This window comes from Achromobacter mucicolens (genome assembly GCF_902859725.1).
In the GTDB taxonomy this organism is placed as follows: domain Bacteria; phylum Pseudomonadota; class Gammaproteobacteria; order Burkholderiales; family Burkholderiaceae_B; genus Achromobacter; species Achromobacter mucicolens.
Genome location: NZ_CADIJP010000034.1, coordinates 1 through 20,742, shown reverse-complemented (window position 1 = coordinate 20,742; position 20,742 = coordinate 1). Strand labels below are relative to the sequence as shown.

19 protein-coding genes are annotated in these 20,742 nt (G+C 66.8%); 13 read left to right on the top strand and 6 right to left on the bottom strand.

Going from position 1 to position 20,742, the window contains the following annotated elements; translation table 11 throughout:
• Positions 1 to 4 precede the first annotated feature (4 nt).
• Positions 5 to 1,195 (bottom strand): acyl-CoA dehydrogenase family protein, encoded by a 1,191-nt coding sequence (locus HV786_RS26560; RefSeq protein WP_128830000.1) that lies wholly within the window; start codon positions 1,193 to 1,195, stop codon positions 5 to 7.
• Between the two features lie 213 nt (positions 1,196 to 1,408).
• Between HV786_RS26560 and HV786_RS26555 the strand changes: the two genes are divergently transcribed.
• From HV786_RS26555 to HV786_RS26530, 6 genes are all read left to right on the top strand, one after another.
• Positions 1,409 to 1,813: a Zn-ribbon domain-containing OB-fold protein gene (locus tag HV786_RS26555; protein ID WP_128829999.1), complete on the top strand. Its 405-nt coding sequence runs from the start codon at positions 1,409 to 1,411 to the stop codon at positions 1,811 to 1,813.
• On the top strand, positions 1,810 to 2,982 hold the full coding sequence (locus HV786_RS26550; RefSeq protein WP_175212063.1) for a thiolase: 1,173 nt from the start codon (positions 1,810 to 1,812) through the stop codon (positions 2,980 to 2,982). Before HV786_RS26555 ends, HV786_RS26550 begins: the two co-directional genes overlap by 4 nt.
• 17 nt (positions 2,983 to 2,999) lie before the next feature.
• The gene (locus tag HV786_RS26545; protein ID WP_175212062.1) at positions 3,000 to 4,517 is read left to right on the top strand and encodes a class I adenylate-forming enzyme family protein; all 1,518 of its coding nucleotides are present in this window, start codon (positions 3,000 to 3,002) and stop codon (positions 4,515 to 4,517) included.
• Between the two features lie 56 nt (positions 4,518 to 4,573).
• Positions 4,574 to 5,548 (top strand): Bug family tripartite tricarboxylate transporter substrate binding protein, encoded by a 975-nt coding sequence (locus HV786_RS26540; protein ID WP_128829994.1) that lies wholly within the window; start codon positions 4,574 to 4,576, stop codon positions 5,546 to 5,548.
• 19 nt (positions 5,549 to 5,567) lie between these two features.
• Entirely contained in the window at positions 5,568 to 6,533 is a 966-nt protein-coding gene (locus tag HV786_RS26535; RefSeq protein WP_128829993.1) for an NAD(P)H-dependent flavin oxidoreductase, read from the top strand.
• Between the two features lie 380 nt (positions 6,534 to 6,913).
• Positions 6,914 to 7,585 (top strand): lysozyme inhibitor LprI family protein, encoded by a 672-nt coding sequence (locus HV786_RS26530; protein WP_175212061.1) that lies wholly within the window; start codon positions 6,914 to 6,916, stop codon positions 7,583 to 7,585.
• A 57-nt stretch (positions 7,586 to 7,642) separates the two neighbouring features.
• Here HV786_RS26530 and HV786_RS26525 read toward each other — a convergent pair whose 3' ends face one another.
• Both HV786_RS26525 and HV786_RS26520 read right to left on the bottom strand, forming a co-directional pair.
• The gene (locus HV786_RS26525) at positions 7,643 to 8,626 is read right to left on the bottom strand and encodes a Bug family tripartite tricarboxylate transporter substrate binding protein (protein WP_056320948.1); all 984 of its coding nucleotides are present in this window, start codon (positions 8,624 to 8,626) and stop codon (positions 7,643 to 7,645) included.
• Positions 8,627 to 8,921: 295 nt separating this feature from the next.
• Positions 8,922 to 9,821, bottom strand: a complete 900-nt coding sequence (locus tag HV786_RS26520; RefSeq protein ID WP_056320945.1) for a LysR substrate-binding domain-containing protein — start codon at positions 9,819 to 9,821, stop codon at positions 8,922 to 8,924.
• 152 nt (positions 9,822 to 9,973) lie between these two features.
• On the opposite strand from HV786_RS26520, the gene HV786_RS26515 reads away from it, so the two are divergent.
• Genes HV786_RS26515 through HV786_RS26505 form a run of 3 tightly spaced genes read left to right on the top strand, consistent with a single transcriptional unit; the run spans position 9,974 to position 12,984 of the window.
• Positions 9,974 to 10,888, top strand: coding sequence for an SDR family NAD(P)-dependent oxidoreductase (locus HV786_RS26515; RefSeq protein ID WP_128829991.1), 915 nt, complete (start codon positions 9,974 to 9,976; stop codon positions 10,886 to 10,888).
• 9 nt (positions 10,889 to 10,897) lie between these two features.
• Positions 10,898 to 11,758: a MaoC/PaaZ C-terminal domain-containing protein gene (locus HV786_RS26510; RefSeq protein WP_128829990.1), complete on the top strand. Its 861-nt coding sequence runs from the start codon at positions 10,898 to 10,900 to the stop codon at positions 11,756 to 11,758.
• Complete coding sequence (locus tag HV786_RS26505) at positions 11,755 to 12,984, top strand: CaiB/BaiF CoA transferase family protein (protein WP_175212060.1); 1,230 nt, start codon at positions 11,755 to 11,757, stop codon at positions 12,982 to 12,984. Before HV786_RS26510 ends, HV786_RS26505 begins: the two co-directional genes overlap by 4 nt.
• An 18-nt stretch (positions 12,985 to 13,002) precedes the next feature.
• On the opposite strand, the gene HV786_RS26500 is transcribed toward HV786_RS26505, so the two are convergent.
• The 3 genes from HV786_RS26500 to HV786_RS26490 all read right to left on the bottom strand — a co-directional run bounded on the left by HV786_RS26500 (position 13,003) and on the right by HV786_RS26490 (position 16,052).
• Positions 13,003 to 13,449 carry a carboxymuconolactone decarboxylase family protein gene (locus tag HV786_RS26500; RefSeq protein ID WP_128829989.1) on the bottom strand — a complete coding sequence of 149 codons (447 nt, stop codon included), beginning with the start codon at positions 13,447 to 13,449 and terminating at the stop codon, positions 13,003 to 13,005.
• A gap of 152 nt (positions 13,450 to 13,601) precedes the next feature.
• Positions 13,602 to 15,125, bottom strand: coding sequence for a fumarate hydratase (locus HV786_RS26495; RefSeq protein WP_175212059.1), 1,524 nt, complete (start codon positions 15,123 to 15,125; stop codon positions 13,602 to 13,604).
• A gap of 159 nt (positions 15,126 to 15,284) precedes the next feature.
• Positions 15,285 to 16,052 (bottom strand): crotonase/enoyl-CoA hydratase family protein, encoded by a 768-nt coding sequence (locus tag HV786_RS26490; RefSeq protein WP_056320931.1) that lies wholly within the window; start codon positions 16,050 to 16,052, stop codon positions 15,285 to 15,287.
• Positions 16,053 to 16,332: 280 nt separating this feature from the next.
• On the opposite strand from HV786_RS26490, the gene glyQ reads away from it, so the two are divergent.
• From glyQ to HV786_RS26470, 4 genes are read left to right on the top strand one after another with little or no spacing between them, the layout of a single operon-like run.
• Entirely contained in the window at positions 16,333 to 17,244 is a 912-nt protein-coding gene (gene glyQ, locus HV786_RS26485; protein ID WP_128829988.1) for a glycine--tRNA ligase subunit alpha, read from the top strand.
• Positions 17,245 to 19,383: a glycine--tRNA ligase subunit beta gene (gene glyS, locus HV786_RS26480; RefSeq protein ID WP_128829987.1), complete on the top strand. Its 2,139-nt coding sequence runs from the start codon at positions 17,245 to 17,247 to the stop codon at positions 19,381 to 19,383. It begins immediately after the preceding gene.
• Positions 19,380 to 19,919 carry a D-glycero-beta-D-manno-heptose 1,7-bisphosphate 7-phosphatase gene (gene gmhB, locus HV786_RS26475; protein ID WP_128829986.1) on the top strand — a complete coding sequence of 180 codons (540 nt, stop codon included), beginning with the start codon at positions 19,380 to 19,382 and terminating at the stop codon, positions 19,917 to 19,919. Before glyS ends, gmhB begins: the two co-directional genes overlap by 4 nt.
• Before the next feature lie 4 nt (positions 19,920 to 19,923).
• Complete coding sequence (locus HV786_RS26470) at positions 19,924 to 20,652, top strand: lysophospholipid acyltransferase family protein (RefSeq protein ID WP_062840273.1); 729 nt, start codon at positions 19,924 to 19,926, stop codon at positions 20,650 to 20,652.
• The last annotated feature ends 90 nt before the right edge of the window (positions 20,653 to 20,742 follow it).

Here is a 20,742-nt window from a genome sequence, read left to right as displayed (position 1 = left end):
GGGCCTACACGCCCAGCACCAGGCGGGCGATGATGCCCTTCTGCACTTCGGTCGTGCCGCCGTAGATCGAGGTCTTGCGCATATCGGCATAGCCGGCGCCCGCGGCCGCGGCCATCTCGGGACCCGGCCCATGAAACGCATTGCCGGCCTCCATCCAGTCCGGGTCGTACGGCCATGCGTCCGGCCCCGCGACCTCCATCTGCAACATGGCCAGGTCCTGTTGGATCTCCGAGCCGCGGATCTTCAGCACCGAGGCCTCCGGGCCCGGCGTGCCGTCGTTGCTGGCGGCCACGCGCAGCAGCAGCATCTCCAGCGCCATGATGTCGACTTCGATGCGCGAGATGCGGTCGCGCATGCGAATGTCTTGCAAGAGCGGCCTGCCGCGCGTTTGCGCGCGCGCCGCCATGTCCTTCAGGATGCCCAGTTCGCGGTGGCAATGGCCCAGGCCCGCGATGCCCGTGCGCTCGTGGCCCAGCAGGTACTTGGCGTAGGTCCAGCCCTGGTTTTCCTCGCCGACGAGATTGGCGGCCGGCACGCGCACGTTTTCCAGCCAGACCTCGTTGACGTCGTGACCGCCATCCAGCGTGCGAATCGGCCTCACCGTGACGCCCGGCGAATGCATGTCGACAAGCAGCATGGAGATGCCGCGTTGCGCGCGCGCCTCGGGGTCGGTGCGGACCAGGCAGAACATCCAGTCGGCGTATTGGGCAAGCGTGGTCCAGGTCTTCTGGCCATTGACGACGTATTCGTCGCCGTCGCGCACGGCGCGCGTCTTGAGCGACGCCAGGTCCGACCCCGAACCGGGCTCGGAATAGCCCTGGCTCCACCAGTCCTCTACGCGGATCATGCGCGGCAAGAAGCGGGCCTGCTGCTGCGCGCTGCCGTATTTCATCAGCACGGGGCCGATCATCGACAGGCCGAAAGGCAGCAGCCGCGGCGCGCCCGCCTTGAAGCATTCCACTTCGAAGATCAGGCGCTGCAAGGCGTTCCAGCCCGTGCCGCCATGTTCGACCGGCCAGTTCGGCGCGCCCCAGCCCTGGTCGGCCAGGACGTTGTGCCAGCGCACGTAGTCGTCGCGTTCCAGCCGCTGGTGGCGCAGCACCTTGGCGCGGATGTCCTCGGGCAGTTTGTCGGCGGCGAAGGCGCGCACGCTCTCGCGGAATTGGCGCTCTTGCGGCGTCCAGGTCAGGTTCATGGTCCACCTCCTTTGCCCGGTATCTAGCCACGGCGCGCACGGCCGGACAATCTGCCTCTTCCGAAGACGGGCTTCGCGCTGCGTGTAGGGCGCGCCGCCCACTACGGATTGGCAAAAGTCCTGCTTCAGCAATGAAGAATGGCCGAAGCGGGTGGCAGTGCGGACACTAGGGCCTGTTCCGTTTCACCCGATCCACTGGAATCCCATCGCACCATGACTGCTCCCGATCAGACGGATGGCGTGTCGCAAGGCGTCGAGGCGCAGTACCGCCAGGCGCTCGACGACGGCCGCTTCCTCATCCAGCATTGCGCCGGCTGCGACCGCGCCGTGTTCTATCCCCGCATGATCTGCCCGCACTGCGGCGCGGACAAACTTGCCTGGGTCACGCCCGACGGACGCGGCACCGTCTATTCCACCACCGTCGTGCGGCGCAAGCCTGAGGTGGGCGGCGACTACAACGTGGCGCTGATCGACCTGCAGGAAGGCGTCAGGCTCATGAGCCGCGTCGACGGCGTGGCGCCGGACGCAGTCCGCATCGGCATGGGCGTGCGCGCGCAAGTGATCCAGCAGGACGGCCGCGGACTGGTCGTTTTCGTGCCCAACAAGGAGGCGCCATGACGCTGAACGAATTGCGCGGCGCCGTCGCGGTGGCCGGGGTGGGCCACGCCGGCCTGGGACAGGCCGCTGGCTTTACCGAAATGGAGATCCTGGTCCAGGCGGCGCAGCGCGCCGTCGCAGACGCGGGCCTGACGATGCGCGACATCGACGGCCTGTGCACCGCCAGCGTCGCGGCCCCGATGTGGGCCATGCCGGTGATCGAACACCTGGGCATCCGCCCCACGTTCATCGACAGCACCATGCTGGGCGGGTCCAGCTTCGTGGCGCACCTGATGCCGGCGCTGCATGCGTTGGCCTCGGGCCAATGCAACGCGGTGCTGGTCTGCTACGGCAGCACGCAGCGCACATCCACGCTGAGCCGCGCCGAGGTCGGACGCGTGCGCAAGCAGTTCGACCCGCAACCGTATGAAACGCCCTACGATCCGCTCAGTCCGCTGTCCTCGTATGCGCTGGCGGCGGCGCGGCACATGCATCAGTACGGCACCCGGCGCGAAGACCTGGCGCGCGTGGCGCTGGCGGCCAACCAGTGGGCGCAGCTGAACCCCGAAGCGCAATTGCGCGAACCGGCGACGCTGGATCAGATCCTGTCCGCGCGCATGGTGTCCGATCCGCTGAGCGTGCGCGACTGCTGCCTGGTCACCGACGGCGCCGGCGCCTACGTGCTGGTGCGCGCCGACCGCGCGCGCGACCTGCCGCGCCCGCCCGTGTACGTGCTGGGCAACGCGACGGCGGTGTGGAACCGGCAGATCTCTTCCATGGAAGACCTGACCGTCACGGCCGCCGCCGAATCCGGGCGGCGCGCCTACGCGATGGCGGGCGTGGCCCCGCGCGACATCGACGTCGTGGAACTCTACGACGCCTTCACCATCAACACGCTGCTGTTCCTGGAAGACCTGGGCTTTTGCGGCAAGGGGGAAGGCCGCGACTTCATCGCGGACGGGGCCATCGCGCCCGGCGGCAGGCTGCCCGTCAACACCAATGGCGGCGGCCTGTGCTGCGTGCATCCGGGCATGTACGGCGTCTTCATCATGATCGAGGCGGTGCGCCAGCTTCGCGGGGAATGCGGTGAACGGCAGGTCGCGGATGCGCAGCTTGCGCTGGTGCATGGCAATGGCGGTACGCTGTCCAGCCAATCGACCGCCATCCTGGGCACCCAGGCAACCCTTTGATCACCCCGTATCAACCCATGTCTCACGCAGAATCGATCACCCGCATCCACGACGTCCTGGCGCTGCAGGCGCGCCGGCAGCCCGACGCCATCTGTCTGTACGAGGAAGGTGGCGGCACGCTGACCTACGGCCAGTTGTGGCAGCGGGTGCAGGACACGGCCGACTGGCTGCGCGGCCAAGGCGTGCAGCCCGGCCACCGCGTGATGATGGTGGGCGAGAACTGCACGGCGATGATCGCCACGCTGTTTGGCTGCGGCGTGGCAGGCGCGTGGCCGGTGGGCGTGAATGCGCGCCTGTCGGCGCGCGAGGTCGAGAACATCCGCCACCATGCGCAGCCCGAATTGGTGCTGTTCACCAGCGGCGTATCGACGGCGGCTGCCGCGCACGCAGCAGCGGCGGGCGCTTCCGATGCCGACGCCGCCGTCTGGGGGCCGGGCATCGCTGCCGCGCGCGCGCCCTCTGCCACTCAGGCCGAGACCGGCGACCTGGCCGGCGAGGTGGCGACGGTGATCTACACGTCCGGCACCACCGGCGCGCCCAAGGGCGTGATGGTGCCGCACCGGGGCCTGGTGCATTTCGCGCGGGTGTCGGCGGCTTCGCGCCGCCTGACGCCGCACGATATCGGCTATGCCGCGCTGCCCATGTCGCACATCTTCGGCATCGCGACCGTGCTGATGGCCACGCTGCATGCGGGCGCCAGCCTGGTGCTGCGCAGCCGCTTCGATCCACAAGACGTGTTCAAGGCGCTGGCGCATCCCGGCGTCAGCATCCTGCAGGGCGTGCCGACGATGTTCAGCCGCCTGATGGCCGCGGCGCCGCCCCGCGCGGCACTGCGCGCGCCGGCCCTGCGCTACCTCTACACCGGCGGCGCCGCGCTCGACCCGACGCAAAAGCGCGACGCGGAACGCTACTTCGGCGTGCCGATGCACCACGGCTACGGCATCACCGAATATGCGGGTTCGATGTTCATCACCGACATCGACGCGCCGCGCAACGACTGCTCGGCGGGCCATGCGGTGGAAGGCGTCGAGCTGCGCATCGGCAGCCCGGATGTATTCCCGGAGCCCGGCACGCGCGGCGACCTGCTGATCCGCGGCCCGGGCGTGATGCTGGGCTATTACCGCAACCCGGACCAGACCGCGCAGGCGCTGCTGCCGGGCGGCTGGCTCAACACGGGCGACATCGGCTACCTGGACGCGAGCGGCGCGCTGTTCATCGCGGGCCGGTCGAAGGACCTCATCATCCGGTCGGGGTTCAACGTCTACCCGATCGAGGTCGAGTCGGTGATCAACGCGTTTCCCGGCGTGCGCCTGTCCGCCGTGGTGGGCCGCGACACGGACGACCACAACGAAGAAGTCATCGCCTTCGTCGAGCCCCTGCCCGGCGCGACGATCGACACGAATCTGCTGATGCTGCACCTGCGCGCCCAGCTTGCGCCATACAAGCGGCCGGCGCGGATCATTCCCATCGAGACGATTCCCACCACCGTCAGCGGCAAGATCCTGAAGCAGCCGCTGAAAGAAAGGCTGGCGTAGGCGCGGGCTGACGTTCCGCTCCACGACCGGCCACCCATGCACAAGGAGACAAGAGCGTGAACATCAAGACCCTCATTGCCGCGGCCGCCGCCGTGGCTGCGCTGGCCGGCGCCCAGAACGCGACGGCGCAAACGTATCCCGACCGTCCCATCCGCCTGCTCGTGGGCTACGCGCCGGGCGGTCCGGTCGACACGACGGCCCGCGTCTTCGCCAAGTACCTGGGAGACAAGCTGGGACAGGCGGTGGTTGTGGAGAACCGCGCGGGCGCGAGCGGCATGATCGCGTCTGACGCCACCGCCAAGGCGACGCCGGACGGCTACATGCTGGGCTTTGCCGCCAGCCCCACGCTGACGATGTCGCCGCTGGTCCAGCGCAGCACGCTGTTCGATCCGCGCAAGGATTTCTCGCTGATCGGGCTGGTGGTCGACTATGCCAACGTGCTGCTGATCGGACCGCAGATTCCGGCCAAGAACGTGGGAGAACTCGTGACCTACGCGCGCGAACATCCGGACGCGGTGTCGTTTGGGTCGGCGGGGATCGGCGCCTCGAATCACTTGTCGGCCGAGCTGCTCAAGAAACAGGCGCAGGCGTCGATGCTGCACGTGCCGTATCGCGGCAATTCGCCGGCGATGATGGACGTGGTGAGCGGCAAGGTGACGTTCATGTTCGACATCACGAGCACGGCCATTCCGTTCATCAAGAGCGGCAAGGCGCGGGCGCTGGCGGTGACGTCCAAGACGCGCAATCCCGAGTTGCCCGACGTGCCGACAATGATGGAGGCGGGCATGAAGGACTACGAGGTGGTGGGATGGTATGCGCTGGTCGGCCCCAAGAAGCTGCCCGATGCCGTCACCGCGCGTCTGACCCGCGCACTGGCCGAGGTGTCGAAAGATCCCGCCTTCCGCCAGGCGATGACCGACGGCGGCTACACGATCAACACGGGCGATTCCCAAGCCCTTCAGGCGCGTATCGACCGCGAGTACGCGTTGTGGTCGGACGTGATCCAGACCGCCAACATCCAGGCCAACTGACCTACCCCGGAGCAACACGATGAATCCCCCGCCCGCCCTGCGCGACCAGATCCGCCTGCCTGTCATCGGCGCCCCGATGTTTCTGGTCTCGGGGCCGCAACTGGTGGTCGCGCAGTGCGCGGCGGGAATCATCGGGACGTTCCCGTCGCTGAACGCGCGGCCGCAAGAGCAGTTGCACGCGTGGATCACGCGGATCGAGGACGGGCTGGCGGCCCGGCGGCTTGCCGCGCCATCTGAGAAGGTGGCGCCGTATGGGGTGAATCTGATCGTGCATCCGAGCAATCCGCGCTGGCAGGGAGACCTTGCGATCTGCGCGGAACGCCGGGTGCCGCTACTGATCACGTCGCTGCACGCGCCGGAGGCGGTGGTGAAGGTGGCGCATGCCTATGGCGGCCTGGTCTTTCACGACGTGACGAACGTGCGGCATGCGAAGCGGGCGCTGGATGCGGGGGCCGATGGGCTGATCCTGGTTGCCGCAGGCGCGGGCGGACACGCGGGGCAGATCAATCCGATCGCGCTGGTGAACGAGATCCGGGCGTTTTACGACGGGCCGTTGGCGCTGTCGGGGTGCATCAGTCACGGGAAAGACATTCTGGCTGCGCAGGTGCTGGGATGCGATTTTGCGTACATGGGGACGCGGTTCATTGCGACGCAGGAGTCGTTGGCGGGAGATGCGTACCGGGAAATGGTGATGGCGGCGCAGGCGGCTGATGTGACTTATACGCCGTACTTCTCGGGGGTGCCGGCTAATTACTTGTCTGAGAGCATTTTGGCGGCGGGGTTGGATCCTGTCGTGCTGGCCAGCAATGGAGTGGCCCCGCCCGCGAACATGGACAAGAGCGCGCGGCCGAAGGCTTGGAAGGATGTCTGGAGTGCTGGGCAGGGAGTTGGGGCTGTGCAGGAGGTGTTGGCTGTGGCGGAGTTGGTGGCGCAGTTGGAGGGGGAGTATCTGGGGGCTATTGCTGCTGTGCCGGGGAAGGGTTGAGTTCTTTTGACGCCCGGCGCGGCGTCGGCCTGGGGTGGTTTGAACTTGGCGGTCGCGGGGTTGGGTGGGGTTCTTTAGGTTCTTGCCTACGTTTGCGCGGGTTTGGAGCTTCTTACGGGGCCCGCGCCCGGTTGGCCGCGCGGGCGGCCTCCGGGCGCTTACGCGGTGTCTTGCGTCGGGGGATGACGCTTCGCGCTTGCGGGGGCCGGTTCGAGATCGGATATCTGCCCGGTGTCTGACACCCTTGAGGCACATCGTCGGCATGATGGCAGTCTTCGCAGGGTGTCTGACACCTACTCCACGATGACACCGGTAAACTGCGCGGTCATGCGGCGCCGGTCGGCGGTCCGACTTGTACATCCTCTGGAGAGCTTCACACCATGATCCGTCTTCTGGTCCTTTCCGCTGCGCTGGCGATGGCTGGCAGCGCTGTGGCCGCACCATCGTTCAATTGCGCCAAGGCTTCCACGCCGGTTGAGAAGTCCCTTTGCGGCAATTCCAGGCTGGGGGATCAGGATGCTGCGATTGCGCAGCAATACAAGGCTGTGCGCGATGAAATGGATGCGGAGTCGGCCAAGGCGTTGATGGCCGATCAGAAGTACTTTCTGAGCGTGCGCGACAGGGCCTACGCGGAGCCGTACGTGCAAAGCACGCCATTTGAAGCGCTTACCGACACCATGCGTTACCGGCTGGCGTTCCTGAAGGCGATCAATCCCAAGCCGGCAGCGGGCTTTGTGGGCAAGTGGAAGAACATCGAAGGCGAAATCGAGATCACGCGGAACGCCCACGGCGAGCTGCTGGTGGCGGCCAATTCCGCGCGGCCCTATGACGGGCGCTGGGTGTGCGATCTCAGCGGCAAGGCGGTGGTGTCGGGCGACACGCTGACGGTGACCTATCAGGATGGGCCACCCTGGGTGCTGACGCTCAAGCGCCGCGGCGCGGTGCTGACGGCACGGGTGACGCCGCCGGCGGGGGGCAAGGATGACGGTTTTGGGCCGCCGTTCTGCGGCATGAATGGCAACATCCACGGCGACTGGTTCGCGGTGCGCTGATCGGCCTTTCTTGGGATGCACGGGTGAGCCGCGATGTGCTCACCCGCCGCGCACGGATCACTCCAGTTTGATGTTCGCGGTCTTGATGAGGTCGCGCCACTTTGCGATTTCGTCGCGCACGAATTTGCCGAATGCTTCCGGCGATCCGGGCTTGGGCTCGGCGCCGGCCGCGATCATCGCCTTTGCCGTGCTGTCGTCGGACAGCACTTTCACCATGTCCGCATTGATGCGCTTGACGATGTCGGGCGGCGTGCCTTTGGGCGCCATGACGCCGCTCCAGGAGTAGGCCTCGTAGCCCGGCAGGCCGGATTCGGCGATGGTGGGGATGTCGGGCACCATGCTGGATCGCGTGGGGTTGCCGACACCTAGCGCGCGGATCTTGCCGCCCTTCAGGTGGGGCACGGCGGAGGGCCCGTCTGCGAACATGACCTGGACTTGGCCGCCGAGCAGATCCTGCATGGCGGGCGCGCTGCCGCGGTATGGGACGTGCTGGATGCGCACGCCGGCCATGGCGTTGAAGAGTTCACCGGCCAGGTGCGTGCCGCCGCCGGTGCCGGACGAGCTGAAGGACAGCTTGCCGGGATTCTGCTTGGCGTAGGCGATGAGTTCGCCGACCGTGTTTACCGGCAGCGACGCGTTGACGACGAGAACGATGGGGAATACGGCGGCCATGCCGACCGGCACGAAGTCGGTGGTGATGTCGTAGCTGAGGTTGTTGCGCAGGCTGGGCAGCACGGCGTGGTGGATGGACGCGAAAAAGAAGTTGTAGCCGTCGGGCTCGGCCTTGGCGGCAAATTGCGCGCCGACGATGCCGCCGGCGCCGGACTTGTTGTCGACCACGGTGGGCACGGACCATAGCTGGCCGAGCGGCTGCGTCGTGAATCGTGCGGTGGTGTCCACCGGTCCCCCTGCGGGAAAGGGCACGATGAAGGTGACGGCGTGGCCCGGCCAGGTGGCGGCGCGGGCCCAGGAAGGAAGCATGGCGGCGGCGCATGCAGCGCCCAGCCCCGCGAGGACGCGGCGGCGGTCTTGATGGATCACGGCAGTCTCCTGAGTCTTGTTCTGGTCGCGGTCAGGCCTTCAGCACTGCCACCCGCCGCGTTTTTTTATTATTTGCCGAATGCCGGGATACGCCGCTACGTATTTGCAAAAGCCCCTCTTTCGCGCGGGCTGAAGCAGGCAGCGGATGTGCGCGTGCGCCCCCCGTGGCGCGGCGCTACGGCGCATGGGCTACGGCATATGGGTCAGGGCAAACCCCGATCTGAACAGGGCCGGCCGGCGCCGCGCCATTGTCCGCGCCCTGGGCGCGCAGCGTGTACTGTATGCGCCGGTTGCGTTATTGGCCGCGTGCGGCCCGCTGCACGTGGCCGATGAAGCACTCGGCGAAGCTGGGCAGGTCGCGGCCGCGTTGGCGGCACAAGAGGCGATCGCGCATCGCCCAGGCGTCATCCAGCTTGAGCACATGCAGCCCGTCGGGGCGGCTGTAGCGCGCCGCGCAGGCGCGCGGCACGACGGCGATGCCCGCGCCGGCCTCGACCATGCGGCACACGGCTTCGAAACTGCCCACGTGCACACGCTGGCAGATGCGCTTGCCCAGGCCGCTTGCGATGTCTTCAAGAAACGTCTGGATGGCGCTGTCCGGGTGGATGCCGACGAACTGGTAGGCATCGACCAGGTCGGCGAAGTGCGCGGTCTTCTGCGCGGCAAGCGGGTGGTCCAGCGACGTGACCACGGTGAGCTCGTCGCGAAAGAGCGGCGTGACATCCAGGCCTTCGACGTCGATGTTGCCCGCCACGAGGCCCAGGTCCGCCGCGCCGGCGCGGATTGCGATGACGATGTCGCCGGAGATCTTTTCCTCTAGCTCGACGTCGACGTCGGGGTTCTCGGACAGGAACGTGGACAGCGCATCGGCCAGGAAGGAGTTGGTGGCGGTGGTGTTGGCCAAGAGGCGCAGGCGTCCCTTCAGGCCGCTGGCGTATGGCTGCAGGTCCGCATTCAGGCATTCAAGCTGGCGAAAGACGGCATTGGCGTGCTTGAGCAGCACCTCGCCTGCCGGCGTCAGGGCCACGCCCGTGGCCATGCGCACCAGCAGCCGGGCCTTGAATGCCTCTTCCATGTGCTTGACCCGCGCGCTTGCCGCCGGCAAGGACAGGAAAGTGCGTTCCGCAGCACGGGTCAGATTGAGTGTTTCGCCCACGTTCAGAAACAAACGCAGGTCCGTCAGATCATGTCTCATGTTCCACCACGCAGAAGGGGGGCATTTCTAATTTTGAATTCTTCGAATGCCGGGTCGAATCTACCATGAGGCCATGCCCATCAACCAGACGGGTTGATGCGGAACTGTTTTCCACAGACGGCGTGCGCGCCGCAGCACAGGAGTCAGAGGCAATGAGCGGCTTGGTATCCGGAAAGGTGGTGATCGTGACGGGCGCGGGCGGAGGAATCGGCCGCGGCGTGGCGCTGGCGATGGCCGAGGCGGGCGCGAAGGTCGTGGTCAACGACATCGGCGTCTCGCTCACGGGCGAAGGCGGGGCGGACGGTCCCGCGCAGGCGGTCGTCAAGGAAATCGTGGACGCGGGCGGCGCGGCCGTGGCCAACACCGACAGCGTGGCGGCGTACGACAGCGCAAGCCGCATCGTGCAGACGGCCATCGATGCATTCGGCCGCGTCGATGCCGTGATCAACAACGCGGGCAATCTGCGCGACCGGGTTTTCCACAAGATGAGCGAAGAGGAATGGCGCCAGGTGATCGATGTACACCTGAACGGCTCGTTCTACATGAGCCGCGCGGCCGCGCCCTACTTTCGCGAACAGGAGTCCGGCGCCTTCGTGCACATGACTTCCACCTCGGGATTGATCGGCAATTTCGGCCAGGCCAACTACGCGGCGGCCAAGCTGGGCATCGTGGCGTTGTCCAAGTCGATTGCGCTGGACATGGCGCGCTACAACGTGCGCTCGAACTGCATCGCGCCGTTTGCCTGGAGCCGCATGACGAGTTCGATCCCCGCGGAAACGGACGAAGAGAAGGCGCGCGTCGAAAAGCTGAAGAAGATGGAAGCCGGCAAGGTGGCGCCCATGGCCGTGTTCCTGGCCAGCGACGCGGCCAGCGAGATCACGGCGCAGATCTTTGCCGTGCGCGCCAACGAAATCATGCTGATGAGCCAGCCGCGGCCCTTGCGCACGGTGCATCACGGCGCAGGCTGGACGCCGGAGCGCATTGCCGAAATCGCGGCGCCCGCCATGCGCAAGCATTTCTACGCGTTGGAGCGTTCGCCCGACGTGATCGATTGGGATCCCATCTGAGGCCGCCACATGCCGTTGGACTATGCAACCGTGAAGGACTGGCGCTTTGACGACGTGCGCCAGCGCTACGACCAGAAGGACACGATGCTGTATGCGCTGGGCATCGGCCTGGGACAGGACCCCGAAGACACCGGCCAGCTTCGTTATGTGTACGAGAAGGACCTGCGCACGTTTCCGACGATGAGCGTGATCCTGGGCTACCCGGGGTTCTGGGTCAGCGACCCGCGCTCGACGGTGGACTGGGTGAAGGTCGTGCATGGCGAGCAGCGGCTGACGCTGCATGCGCCGCTGCCGGTGGCGGGCGTCGTCACGGGCAGAACGCGCAACACGCACGTCATCGACAAGGGCGCGGACAAGGGCGCCATCATCGTCAGCGAACGCACGCTGCACGACGAAGACGGCCAGTGCCTGGCGACGCTGCAGTCCAGCACGTTCTGCCGCAGCGACGGCGGCTTTGGCGAGGGCGATGCCAGCCCGCAGGCCCTGCCCGCCGCGCCCGATGGCGACCCCGATTCGCGGTGCGAGCTGCGCATTCCGCCCAGCGCGGCGCTGCTGTACCGATTGAACGCGGACCGCAATCCGCTGCACGCCGACCCCGACGTGGCGCGTCAGGCGGGTTATCCCCGGCCCATCCTGCATGGCCTGTGTTCGTACGGCGTTGCCGCCCACGCCCTCGTCAAGACGTACTGCGGCTACGACGCCGCGCGGCTCACCAGCCTGAACACGCGTTTTTCGGCGCCCGTCTATCCGGGCGAGACGCTGCAATGCGACATGTGGCGCATGCCGGACGGCCAGATCCGCTTCATCGCCCGCGCCAAAGAGCGCGGCATCGTGGTCATGAGCCACGGCACCGCGACGGTGCAATCATGACGCGCCCGCCTCCGCTTGACGGCATCCGCGTGCTGGACCTGTCGCGCATCCTGGCCGGCCCGTGGTGCACGCAGAACCTTGCCGACCTGGGCGCCGACGTCATCAAGATCGAACGCCCCCGCGTGGGCGACGACACCCGCGCGTGGGGGCCGCCCTACCTGAAGGACGGCAACGGCCAGGACACCAACGAATCGGCCTATTACCTCAGTGCCAACCGCAACAAGCGCTCGGTCGAAGCCGACATCGCCACGCCCGAGGGCGCGGCGCTGATCCGGGAGCTGGCCGCTGTCAGCGACATCCTGGTCGAGAACTTCAAGGTGGGCGGTCTGGCCAAGTACGGGCTGGACTACGAAAGCCTCAAGCAGGTCAACCCGCGCCTCATCTATTGCTCGGTCACAGGCTTTGGGCAGGATGGGCCGTTTGCGCAGCGCCCCGGCTACGACTTCATGATCCAGGGTATGGGCGGGCTGATGAGCATCACGGGCGAGCGCGACGACCTGCCCGGCGGCGGGCCGCAGAAGGCGGGCGTGGCCGTCACCGACATCGTCACCGGCATGTACGCCACCGTGGCGGTGCTGGCGGCCCTGCAAGAACGCCATCGCAGCGGCCAGGGCCAGCACCTGGACATCGCGCTGCTGGACAGCCACGTAGCCCTGCTGGCCAACCAGAACTCCAACTACTTCAACTCGGGCGTGGCGCCCACGCGCGCCGGCAACGCGCATCAGAACGTGGTGCCCTACCAGGTGTTTGCCGCCAGCGACGGCCACCTGATCGTGGCCACGGGCAACGAATCGCAGTACCGCGCCTACTGCCGCGCGATTGGCGTGCCCGAACTGGGCGACGATCCGCGCTTTGCCACCAACCGGCTGCGCGTCACGAACCGCGTGGAGCTGATCGGGATCCTGACGGACATCATGCGAGAAGGCCGGCGCGACGACTGGATCGCGAAGCTGGAAGCGGTGGGTGTGCCTTGCGGGCCGATCAACGACATTGCGCAGGCCTTCGCGCATCCGCAGGCACAGGCACGGCAACTGCGGCGCGACATGCCGCATCCGGCCGGCGGCACGGCGCCCGTGACGGCCAGCCCGCTGCGGTTTTCGGATTCGCCGGTCGTCTACCGGCGCGCGCCGCCGATGCTGGGCGAACACACCGAGGAAGTGCTGCGCGACGTCCTGGGCAAGTCGGCGGAGGCGATTGCGGCGTTCAAGGGTAAAGCGCAGGCGTAACGGCGCGTTGGAATCCCATCACGCCTTGGCGGCGACGGGCAGCCGAAATGGCGCGCCCAGCCGATTGAACGCATTCATTGCCGCGATCGTGATGGTGAGGTCGACAAGGTCCTTGGGCTCGAACGCGGCCGAGGCGGCGGCGTATGCTTCGTCCGAGGCGTGGGTTTCGCTCACCCTCGTCACCTCCTCCGCCCAGGCAAGCGCCGCACGTTCCTGGTCGGAAAAAAGATGAGGCACCTCGTCCCATACCGGCAATAGCGTGATCTTGTCGACCGACATGGTTTTGCGCAGGTCACGGCTGTGCATGTCGATGCAGTGCGCGCAGCCATTGATCTGCGAGACGCGCAGAAAAACGAGATGAACGAGCTCTTGCGGCAGGTTCGTGCGTTGCGTGACGTAGTGGTGGACACCAAAGAGCGCCTTCGCGCCTTCCGGTGCAATCTCTTGCCAGTTCATGCGGGTCATTTCAGTCCTTTGCTGTCGAAAGTGAACCCCGCCACGTTACACGCCGGCGTGTCGGTGAAACAGGTCCAAGAATCGGCAAATCGACTGATCCAAGATTGGCCCGGACCCCATAAAAAATTGGCCGCTGTTTGCAGCGGCCAATTCGTCTTCACTTAGGCAACGGCAACCGGGATCTTGCCGATCTTGGCCTGCCACTCCTTCGGTCCGGTCGTGTGGACCGAGGTGCCCTGGGCGTCCACCGCCACGGTCACCGGCATGTCCTTCACGTCGAACTCATAGATGGCTTCCATGCCCAGGTCGGCAAAGCCCAGCACCTTGGCGCCGCGGATCGCCTTGGACACCAGGTAGGCCGCGCCGCCAACGGCCATCAGGTAGGCCGAGCCGTGCTTCTTGATGGCTTCGATGGCGACGGGGCCGCGCTCGGACTTGCCGATCATCGAGATCAGGCCGGTCTTCTCCAGCATCATGTCGGTGAACTTGTCCATGCGGGTGGCGGTGGTGGGGCCGGCGGGGCCGACCACTTCGTCGCCCACGGGATCCACCGGACCCACGTAGTAGATGACGCGGTTGGTGAAGTCCACGGGCAGCGGTTCGCCCTTGGCCAGCATGTCCTGGATGCGCTTGTGCGCGGCATCGCGGCCGGTAAGCATCTTGCCCGACAGCAGCAGCGTCTGGCCCGGCTTCCAGCTGGCGACTTCTTCCTTGGTCAGCGTGTTCAGGTCGACCTGCTTGGACTTGTTGTAGTCCGGCGCCCAGTGCACTTCGGGCCATTCGGACAGCGACGGCGGATCCAGGCGCGCGGGGCCCGAACCGTCCAGTTCGAAGTGCGCGTGGCGCGTGGCCGCGCAGTTCGGGATCATGGCGACGGGCTTGGAGGCCGCGTGCGTCGGGAAGGTGTTGATCTTGACGTCCAGCACGGTCGTCAGGCCGCCCAGGCCCTGCGCGCCGATGCCCAGCGCGTTGACCTTTTCGTAGAGCTCGATGCGCAGCTCTTCCAGCTTGTTCTGCGGGCCGCGGGCCAGCAGCTCGTACATGTCGATGTCTTCCATCAGCGACTGCTTGGCCATCAGCATCGCCTTTTCAGCGGTGCCGCCAACGCCGATGCCCAGCATGCCGGGCGGGCACCAGCCGGCGCCCATCGACGGAACGGTCTTGAGCACCCAATCCACCAGCGAATCGCTGGGATTGAGCATCGCGAACTTGGTCTTGTTCTCGGAACCGCCACCCTTCGAGGCGATCTGCACGTCGACCTTGTCTCCCGGGACAAGCTCGACGTGCAGGATACAGGGCGTGTTGTCGCGCGTGTTCTTGCGCGCGAACAGCGGATCGTCCAGCACGGAGGCGCGCAGGGGATTGTCCGGGTTCAGGTAGCCGCGGCGCACGCCTTCGTCACAGAGTTCCTGCAGGGTGCGCTTGGTGTCAAAGCGCACGCTCATGCCGATCTTCAGGAAGACGTTGACGATGCCGGTGTCCTGGCACAGCGGACGCTTGCCTTCGGCGCACATGCGCGAGTTGGTCAGGATCTGCGCCATCGCATCGCGCGCGGCCGGGCTTTCCTCGCGCTCGTAGGCGCGCGCCAGGTGGCGGATGTAATCGACGGGATGGTAGTAGCTGATGAACTGGATGCCATCGGCTATCGACTGGATCAAGTCTTCTTCTTTAATGATGACGGACATGGCGGTTTGCAGGTCTGGATGGAAAACGTGAAAACGCGGCGGGCGTTGCTGCCCGCCGCGCGAGGTAAAGCGTTATTTTTGCCGTGCGCCCGCCTGAAGGCAAATGGGCGTGACGGGGACAGGCCCCGTCAACACGGCGTGCTGGTGCAACATCACTTCCTATTTGCCTTGCCACACGGGCTTGCGCTTCTCGGCGAAAGCGGTGGCGCCTTCCTTGGCGTCGGCGGACGTAAAGATGTGCGCGATCAGCGGACGCTGGCGGTCGAACATGTCTGCCTGGTCCCAGTCGCCGCCCTGCGCCACGATGCTCTTGGCGGTCTGCACGGCCAGCGGGCCGTTCTCGACGATGGCGCGGGCCAGTTCCAGCGCGCCGGCCAGGGCGCCGCCCGGCTCGGTCAGGCGATTGACCAGGCCAAAGGCGTGCGCGCGCTCGGCGGTCAGCATCTCGCCGGTCAGGATCACTTCCATGGCGATGTGGTACGGCAGGCGGCGCGGCAGACGCAACAGGCCGCCGGCGCCGGCCACCAGACCGCGCTTGACCTCGGGCAGCCCGAACTTGGCGTTGCTGGCGGCCACGATCAGGTCGGAGGCCAGCGCCATTTCGCAACCGCCAGCCAGGGCATAACCCTCGACCGCGGCGATCAGCGGCTTCTTGGGCGGACGCTCGTTCAGGCCCGCGAAACCGCGGCCTTCCACGTAGGGGCGCTGGCCCGACGCGGCAAATGCCTTCAGGTCCATGCCCGACGAAAACGTGCCGCCGCCACCCGTCAGGATGCCGATGCGAACGTCGTCACGGCTGTCCAGCTGGTCCAGCGCGGCGGCCATGGCCACGGCGGTTTCCAGGTTGATGGCGTTCTTGGCCTCGGGACGGTTGATCGTGATGATCTGGATGCCGTCAGTGACTTCCACCGTGATCAGGTCGGACATGGGACTGCTCCTTTTTCGCGATTCTCGGAATCGGGTTCCGGGTTTTATATAAGACTCAAGACTCAACCTGGAATCATACGACCATTGGTTTGCGGCCGCAGGCCGAGCCGGCCGGGTGTCCACCAGGGGCACATTCGGGGACGCTTTCGGCGGCCCTTTCGGCCCCCATATGTAACCGCCGCGCCGACGCCCGGGACCGCTGCGGCCGCGGGCCAGTTAAAATGCCGGGTTTCCCACGCGCAGGGCAGCCCTTGCCCGGCGGCCGAATTCCAAGAATCCTATGCTCACCTTTCAGCAAATCATCCTTACGCTCCAGGAATACTGGGACAAACAGGGTTGCGCCCTGCTGCAGCCCTACGACATGGAAGTCGGCGCCGGCACCTCGCACACGGCCACGTTCCTGCGCGCCATCGGGCCGGAGCCCTGGCGCGCCGCCTACGTCCAGCCCTCGCGCCGCCCCAAGGATGGCCGCTACGGCGAAAACCCCAACCGCCTGCAGCACTACTACCAGTACCAGGTCGTGCTCAAGCCCGCGCCCCCTGAAATCCTGGATCTGTACATCGGTTCGCTGAAGGCGCTGGGCATCGATCCCACGCAGCACGACATCCGCTTCGTCGAGGACGACTGGGAAAACCCCACGCTCGGCGCCTGGGGCCTGGGCTGGGAAGTCTGGCTGAATGGCATGGAAGTGACCCAGTTCACGTATTTCCAGCAGGTCGGCGGCCTGGACTGCACGCCCACCACCGGTGAAATCACCTACGGCCTGGAACGCCTGGCCATGTACCTGCAGCACGTGCAAAGCGTCTACGACCTGGTCTGGACGGAAGGCGCCAACGGCAAGCGCGTGCTGTACCGCGACGTGTTCCACCAGAACGAAGTCGAGCAATCCACGTACAACTTCGAGCACTCGTCGGCCGACATGTTGTTTGCGCATTTCAACGACTACGAAGCCGAGGCCAAGCGCCTGATGGACGTGCCGCTGGCCCTGCCGGCCTACGAGGCCGCGCTGAAAGCCGCGCACACCTTCAACATGCTGGACGCGCGCGGCGCGATCAGCGTGACCGAGCGCGCCGCCTACATCGGCCGCATCCGCAACCTGTCGCGCGCCGTCGCGCAGGCCTACTACGATTCCCGCGAACGACTGGGCTTTCCCATGCTGGGCCGCGACAAGGCCGCCGGGGAGGCTGCATAAATGACGACGAACATCCGCCCGCTGCTGGTCGAACTGCTGACCGAAGAACTCCCGCCCAAGGCCCTGCAGAAACTGGGCCAGGCCTTTGCCGAAGGCGTGCGCGCCACGCTGGACCGCCACGGCCTGCTGGCCGAAGGCTGCGCCGTGACGCCGTATTCGACGCCGCGCCGCCTGGCCGTCCACCTGTCCGCCGTGCTGGCGCAGGCGCCCGACCAGGCCTATGCCGAAAAGCTGATGCCCGTGAAGATCGGCCTGACCGAAGACGGCAAGGCCACGCCGGCGCTGCAAAAGAAGCTGGCCGCCAAGGGCCTTGAAAACATCGACGTCGCCACGCTGGACCGCGAATCCGACGGCAAGCAGGACTACCTGGTGGCGCGTGGCACGGCCGCCGGTGCGCAACTGGCCGCCGGCCTGCAGGAAGGCATCGAGGCCGCCATCGACGGCCTGCCCATCCCCAAGGTCATGCGCTACCAATTGGCCGACGGCGTCACCACCGTCAAGTTCGTGCGCCCGGCGCACGGCCTGATCGCGCTGTTTGGCGCCGACGTGGTGCCGGTGCAGGCACTGGGCCTGTCCGCCGGCCGCGAGACGCTGGGCCACCGCTTCATGAGCCAGGGCGCCATCGCCATTGCCGACGCCGATGCCTATGTCGCCACGCTGGCCGAAAAGGGCCACGTCGTGGCATCGTTCGAAGCGCGTCGCGCCGAGATCCAGCGCCAGCTGCAAGAAGAAGCGACCCGTCTGTCCGCCACGCTGGGCGACGACCCCGAAGTGACCGCGCTGCTGGACGAAGTGACCGCGCTGGTCGAACACCCCACCGTCTACGTGGGCCAGTTCGAGGAACAGTTCCTGCAGGTTCCGCAGGAATGCCTGATCCTGACCATGCGGCTGAACCAGAAGTACTTCCCGCTGTTCGATCCGGCCACCGGCCGCCTCACGCACCGCTTCCTGATCGTGAGCAACATGCGCACGGACAACCCGGTGAACATCGTCGAGGGCAACCAGCGCGTGGTGCGTCCGCGCCTGGCCGATGCGCAGTTCTTCTTTGAAACCGACCGCAAGACGCCGCTGGCTGCGCGCGTCGAGCAACTGGGTTCCATCGTCTACCACAACAAGCTGGGCACCCAGCTCGAACGCGTGGAGCGCGTGCGCGCGATCGCCCGCGGCATTGCCGGCGAACTGGGCGGCGACGTGTCCGCCGCCGACCGCGCCGCCATGCTGGCCAAGGCTGACCTCGGCTCCAACATGGTGGGCGAATTCCCCGAGCTGCAAGGCATCATGGGCGCGTACTACGCCGCCGGCGACGGCGAACCCGCCAGCGTCGTCGAGGCCCTGCGCACCCAGTACCGCAACCGCTACGACACGCCGGTGACCCAGGACACCCTGACCGCCGCCACGCTGTTCATCGCCGAACGCGTCGAAACGCTGGTGGGCATCTGGGCGATCGGTCTTGCCCCCACGGGCGAGCGCGACCCCTTCGGCCTGCGCCGCGCCGCGCTGGGCCTGATCAGCGCCTTCGAACAACTGGCCGCGGGCGGCTGGCTCAAGATCAGCCAGGACGGTCCGCTGACCCTGGACGGCCTGCTGCAACTGGCCGCCGGCACGTTCGCGGACGGCAAGATCCCGTCCGGCACGCTGGCCGAGGTCCGCACCTTCATCTACGAGCGCTACCGCAACCAGCTCATCAACGACTTCGACCGCAATGCCGTCGAGGCCGTGATCGCGCTGACCCCGCCGCTGCATCAGGTCGCCGAGCGCGTGCGCGCCGCCGCGGCATTCGCGCAATTGCCCGAGGCCGCCAGCCTGGCCGCCGCCAACAAGCGCATCGGCAACCTGCTCAAGAAGGCCGAAGGCGAGATCGGCACGGTGAACGACGCGGCGCTGGTGGAACCCGCTGAAAAGGCCCTGGCCGCCGCCGTGGCCGCCCTGCGTCCGAAGGCCGAGGCGCAATTGGCCGCCGGCGACTTCACCGGCAGCCTGTCCACGCTGGCCCAGGCCCGCGAACCCGTGGACGCGTTCTTTGCCGACGTCATGGTCATGGCCGAAGACCCGGCCGTGCGCGCCAACCGGCTGGCCCTCCTGGCCCAGCTGCATGGCCTGATGAACCAGGTCGCTGACATCTCCAGGCTCGCCCAGTGAAGCTCATCATCCTCGACCGCGACGGCGTCATCAATCAGGACAGCGACGCCTTCGTCAAGACGCCCGACGAATGGATCGCGCTGCCGGGCAGCCTGCAGGCCATCGCGCGCCTCACGCAGGCCGGCTGGAAGGTGGTGGTTGCCACCAACCAGTCGGGTCTGGCGCGCGGGCTGTTCGACATGGACACGCTGACCGCCATCCACACCAAGATGCGGCGCGAGCTCGCCGCGGTGGGCGGCAGCGTCGATGCCATCTTCATGTGCCCGCACGGCCCCGACGACGACTGCACCTGCCGCAAGCCGCGTCCGGGCATGTTCGAGCAGATCGGGCACCGCTACGACGTCGACCTGGCCGGCGTGCCGGCCGTGGGCGATTCGCTGCGCGACCTGCAGGCCTCGTCGGCAGCGGGATGCTCGCCGTGGCTGGTCCTGACAGGCAATGGCGCCAAGACGCTGGCCAAGGGCGGCCTGCCCGACAACACGCGCGTCTGCGACGACCTGTCGGCCCTGGTCGACGCCCTGCTGCAGGACGCGTGACCCGATGGCCTGGCTTCGTTCGTTCCTGTACTTCGTGTTCCTGGCCGTCACGGTCATTCCGTATGCCTTCGCCTGTGTCCTGTGGGCGCCGCTGCCGCTGCACTGGCGCTACAAGCTGACGGTGGGCTGGCCCCGGCTGGCCATCTGGGGCGCCAAGGTGTTCTGCGGCATCCGCTGGCAGGTCAAGGGCTGGGAAAACCTGCCCGACGGCCCCGCGGTGCTGCTGTCCAAGCACCAGTCGGCCTGGGAAACCCTGTTCTTCCCGGCCTACATGCCGCGCGAGGTCTGCTTCGTCTACAAGAAAGAACTGCACATGGTGCCGTTCTTCGGCTGGGGCCTGGCGCTCTTGCGCATGATCGCCATCGACCGCGCCAAGGGTCGCGACGCCTTCGAGCAGGTGGTCAAGCAAGGCCAGACGCGCCTGAACGAAGGCCGCTGGCCGCTGCTGTTTCCCGAAGGCACGCGCGTGGCGCCCGGCAAGACCGGACGCTTCAAGATGGGTGGCGCGCTGCTGGCCTCGCGCACCGGCGCCGTGGTCATCCCGGTAGCGCACAACGCCGGCGAATGCTGGCGCCGCAACGCCTTCATCAAGTATCCCGGCATGATCACCCTGTCGATCGGTCCCGCGATAGAATCCAAGGGACTCACCCCCGAGGAACTGAACCAGAAGGTTCAGGACTGGATCGAAGGGGAAATGCGGCGTCTCAACCCCGAAAGGTATGCCCAGCACTGATCAGCTAGAACTCCTGTTCAACACGCAGGAAGACGACGCGCCCGCGGGCGCGCCGCCGCTGATCGCCGTGCCGGCGGCGCCGGCCGCCCC

Bases quoted from the DNA above. Each gene is read 5' to 3' on its own strand.
- HV786_RS26560 (WP_128830000.1), bottom strand. From the start codon at position 1,195: ATGAACCTGACCTGGACGCCGCAAGAGCGCCAATTCCGCGAGAGCGTG.
- HV786_RS26555 (WP_128829999.1), top strand. From the start codon at position 1,409: ATGACTGCTCCCGATCAGACGGATGGCGTGTCGCAAGGCGTCGAGGCG.
- HV786_RS26550 (WP_175212063.1), top strand. From the start codon at position 1,810: ATGACGCTGAACGAATTGCGCGGCGCCGTCGCGGTGGCCGGGGTGGGC.
- HV786_RS26545 (WP_175212062.1), top strand. From the start codon at position 3,000: ATGTCTCACGCAGAATCGATCACCCGCATCCACGACGTCCTGGCGCTG.
- HV786_RS26535 (WP_128829993.1), top strand. From the start codon at position 5,568: ATGAATCCCCCGCCCGCCCTGCGCGACCAGATCCGCCTGCCTGTCATC.
- HV786_RS26530 (WP_175212061.1), top strand. From the start codon at position 6,914: ATGATCCGTCTTCTGGTCCTTTCCGCTGCGCTGGCGATGGCTGGCAGC.
- HV786_RS26520 (WP_056320945.1), bottom strand. From the start codon at position 9,821: ATGAGACATGATCTGACGGACCTGCGTTTGTTTCTGAACGTGGGCGAA.
- HV786_RS26515 (WP_128829991.1), top strand. From the start codon at position 9,974: ATGAGCGGCTTGGTATCCGGAAAGGTGGTGATCGTGACGGGCGCGGGC.
- HV786_RS26510 (WP_128829990.1), top strand. From the start codon at position 10,898: ATGCCGTTGGACTATGCAACCGTGAAGGACTGGCGCTTTGACGACGTG.
- HV786_RS26505 (WP_175212060.1), top strand. From the start codon at position 11,755: ATGACGCGCCCGCCTCCGCTTGACGGCATCCGCGTGCTGGACCTGTCG.
- HV786_RS26500 (WP_128829989.1), bottom strand. From the start codon at position 13,449: ATGACCCGCATGAACTGGCAAGAGATTGCACCGGAAGGCGCGAAGGCG.
- HV786_RS26495 (WP_175212059.1), bottom strand. From the start codon at position 15,125: ATGTCCGTCATCATTAAAGAAGAAGACTTGATCCAGTCGATAGCCGAT.
- HV786_RS26490 (WP_056320931.1), bottom strand. From the start codon at position 16,052: ATGTCCGACCTGATCACGGTGGAAGTCACTGACGGCATCCAGATCATC.
- glyQ (WP_128829988.1), top strand. From the start codon at position 16,333: ATGCTCACCTTTCAGCAAATCATCCTTACGCTCCAGGAATACTGGGAC.
- glyS (WP_128829987.1), top strand. From the start codon at position 17,245: ATGACGACGAACATCCGCCCGCTGCTGGTCGAACTGCTGACCGAAGAA.
- HV786_RS26470 (WP_062840273.1), top strand. From the start codon at position 19,924: ATGGCCTGGCTTCGTTCGTTCCTGTACTTCGTGTTCCTGGCCGTCACG.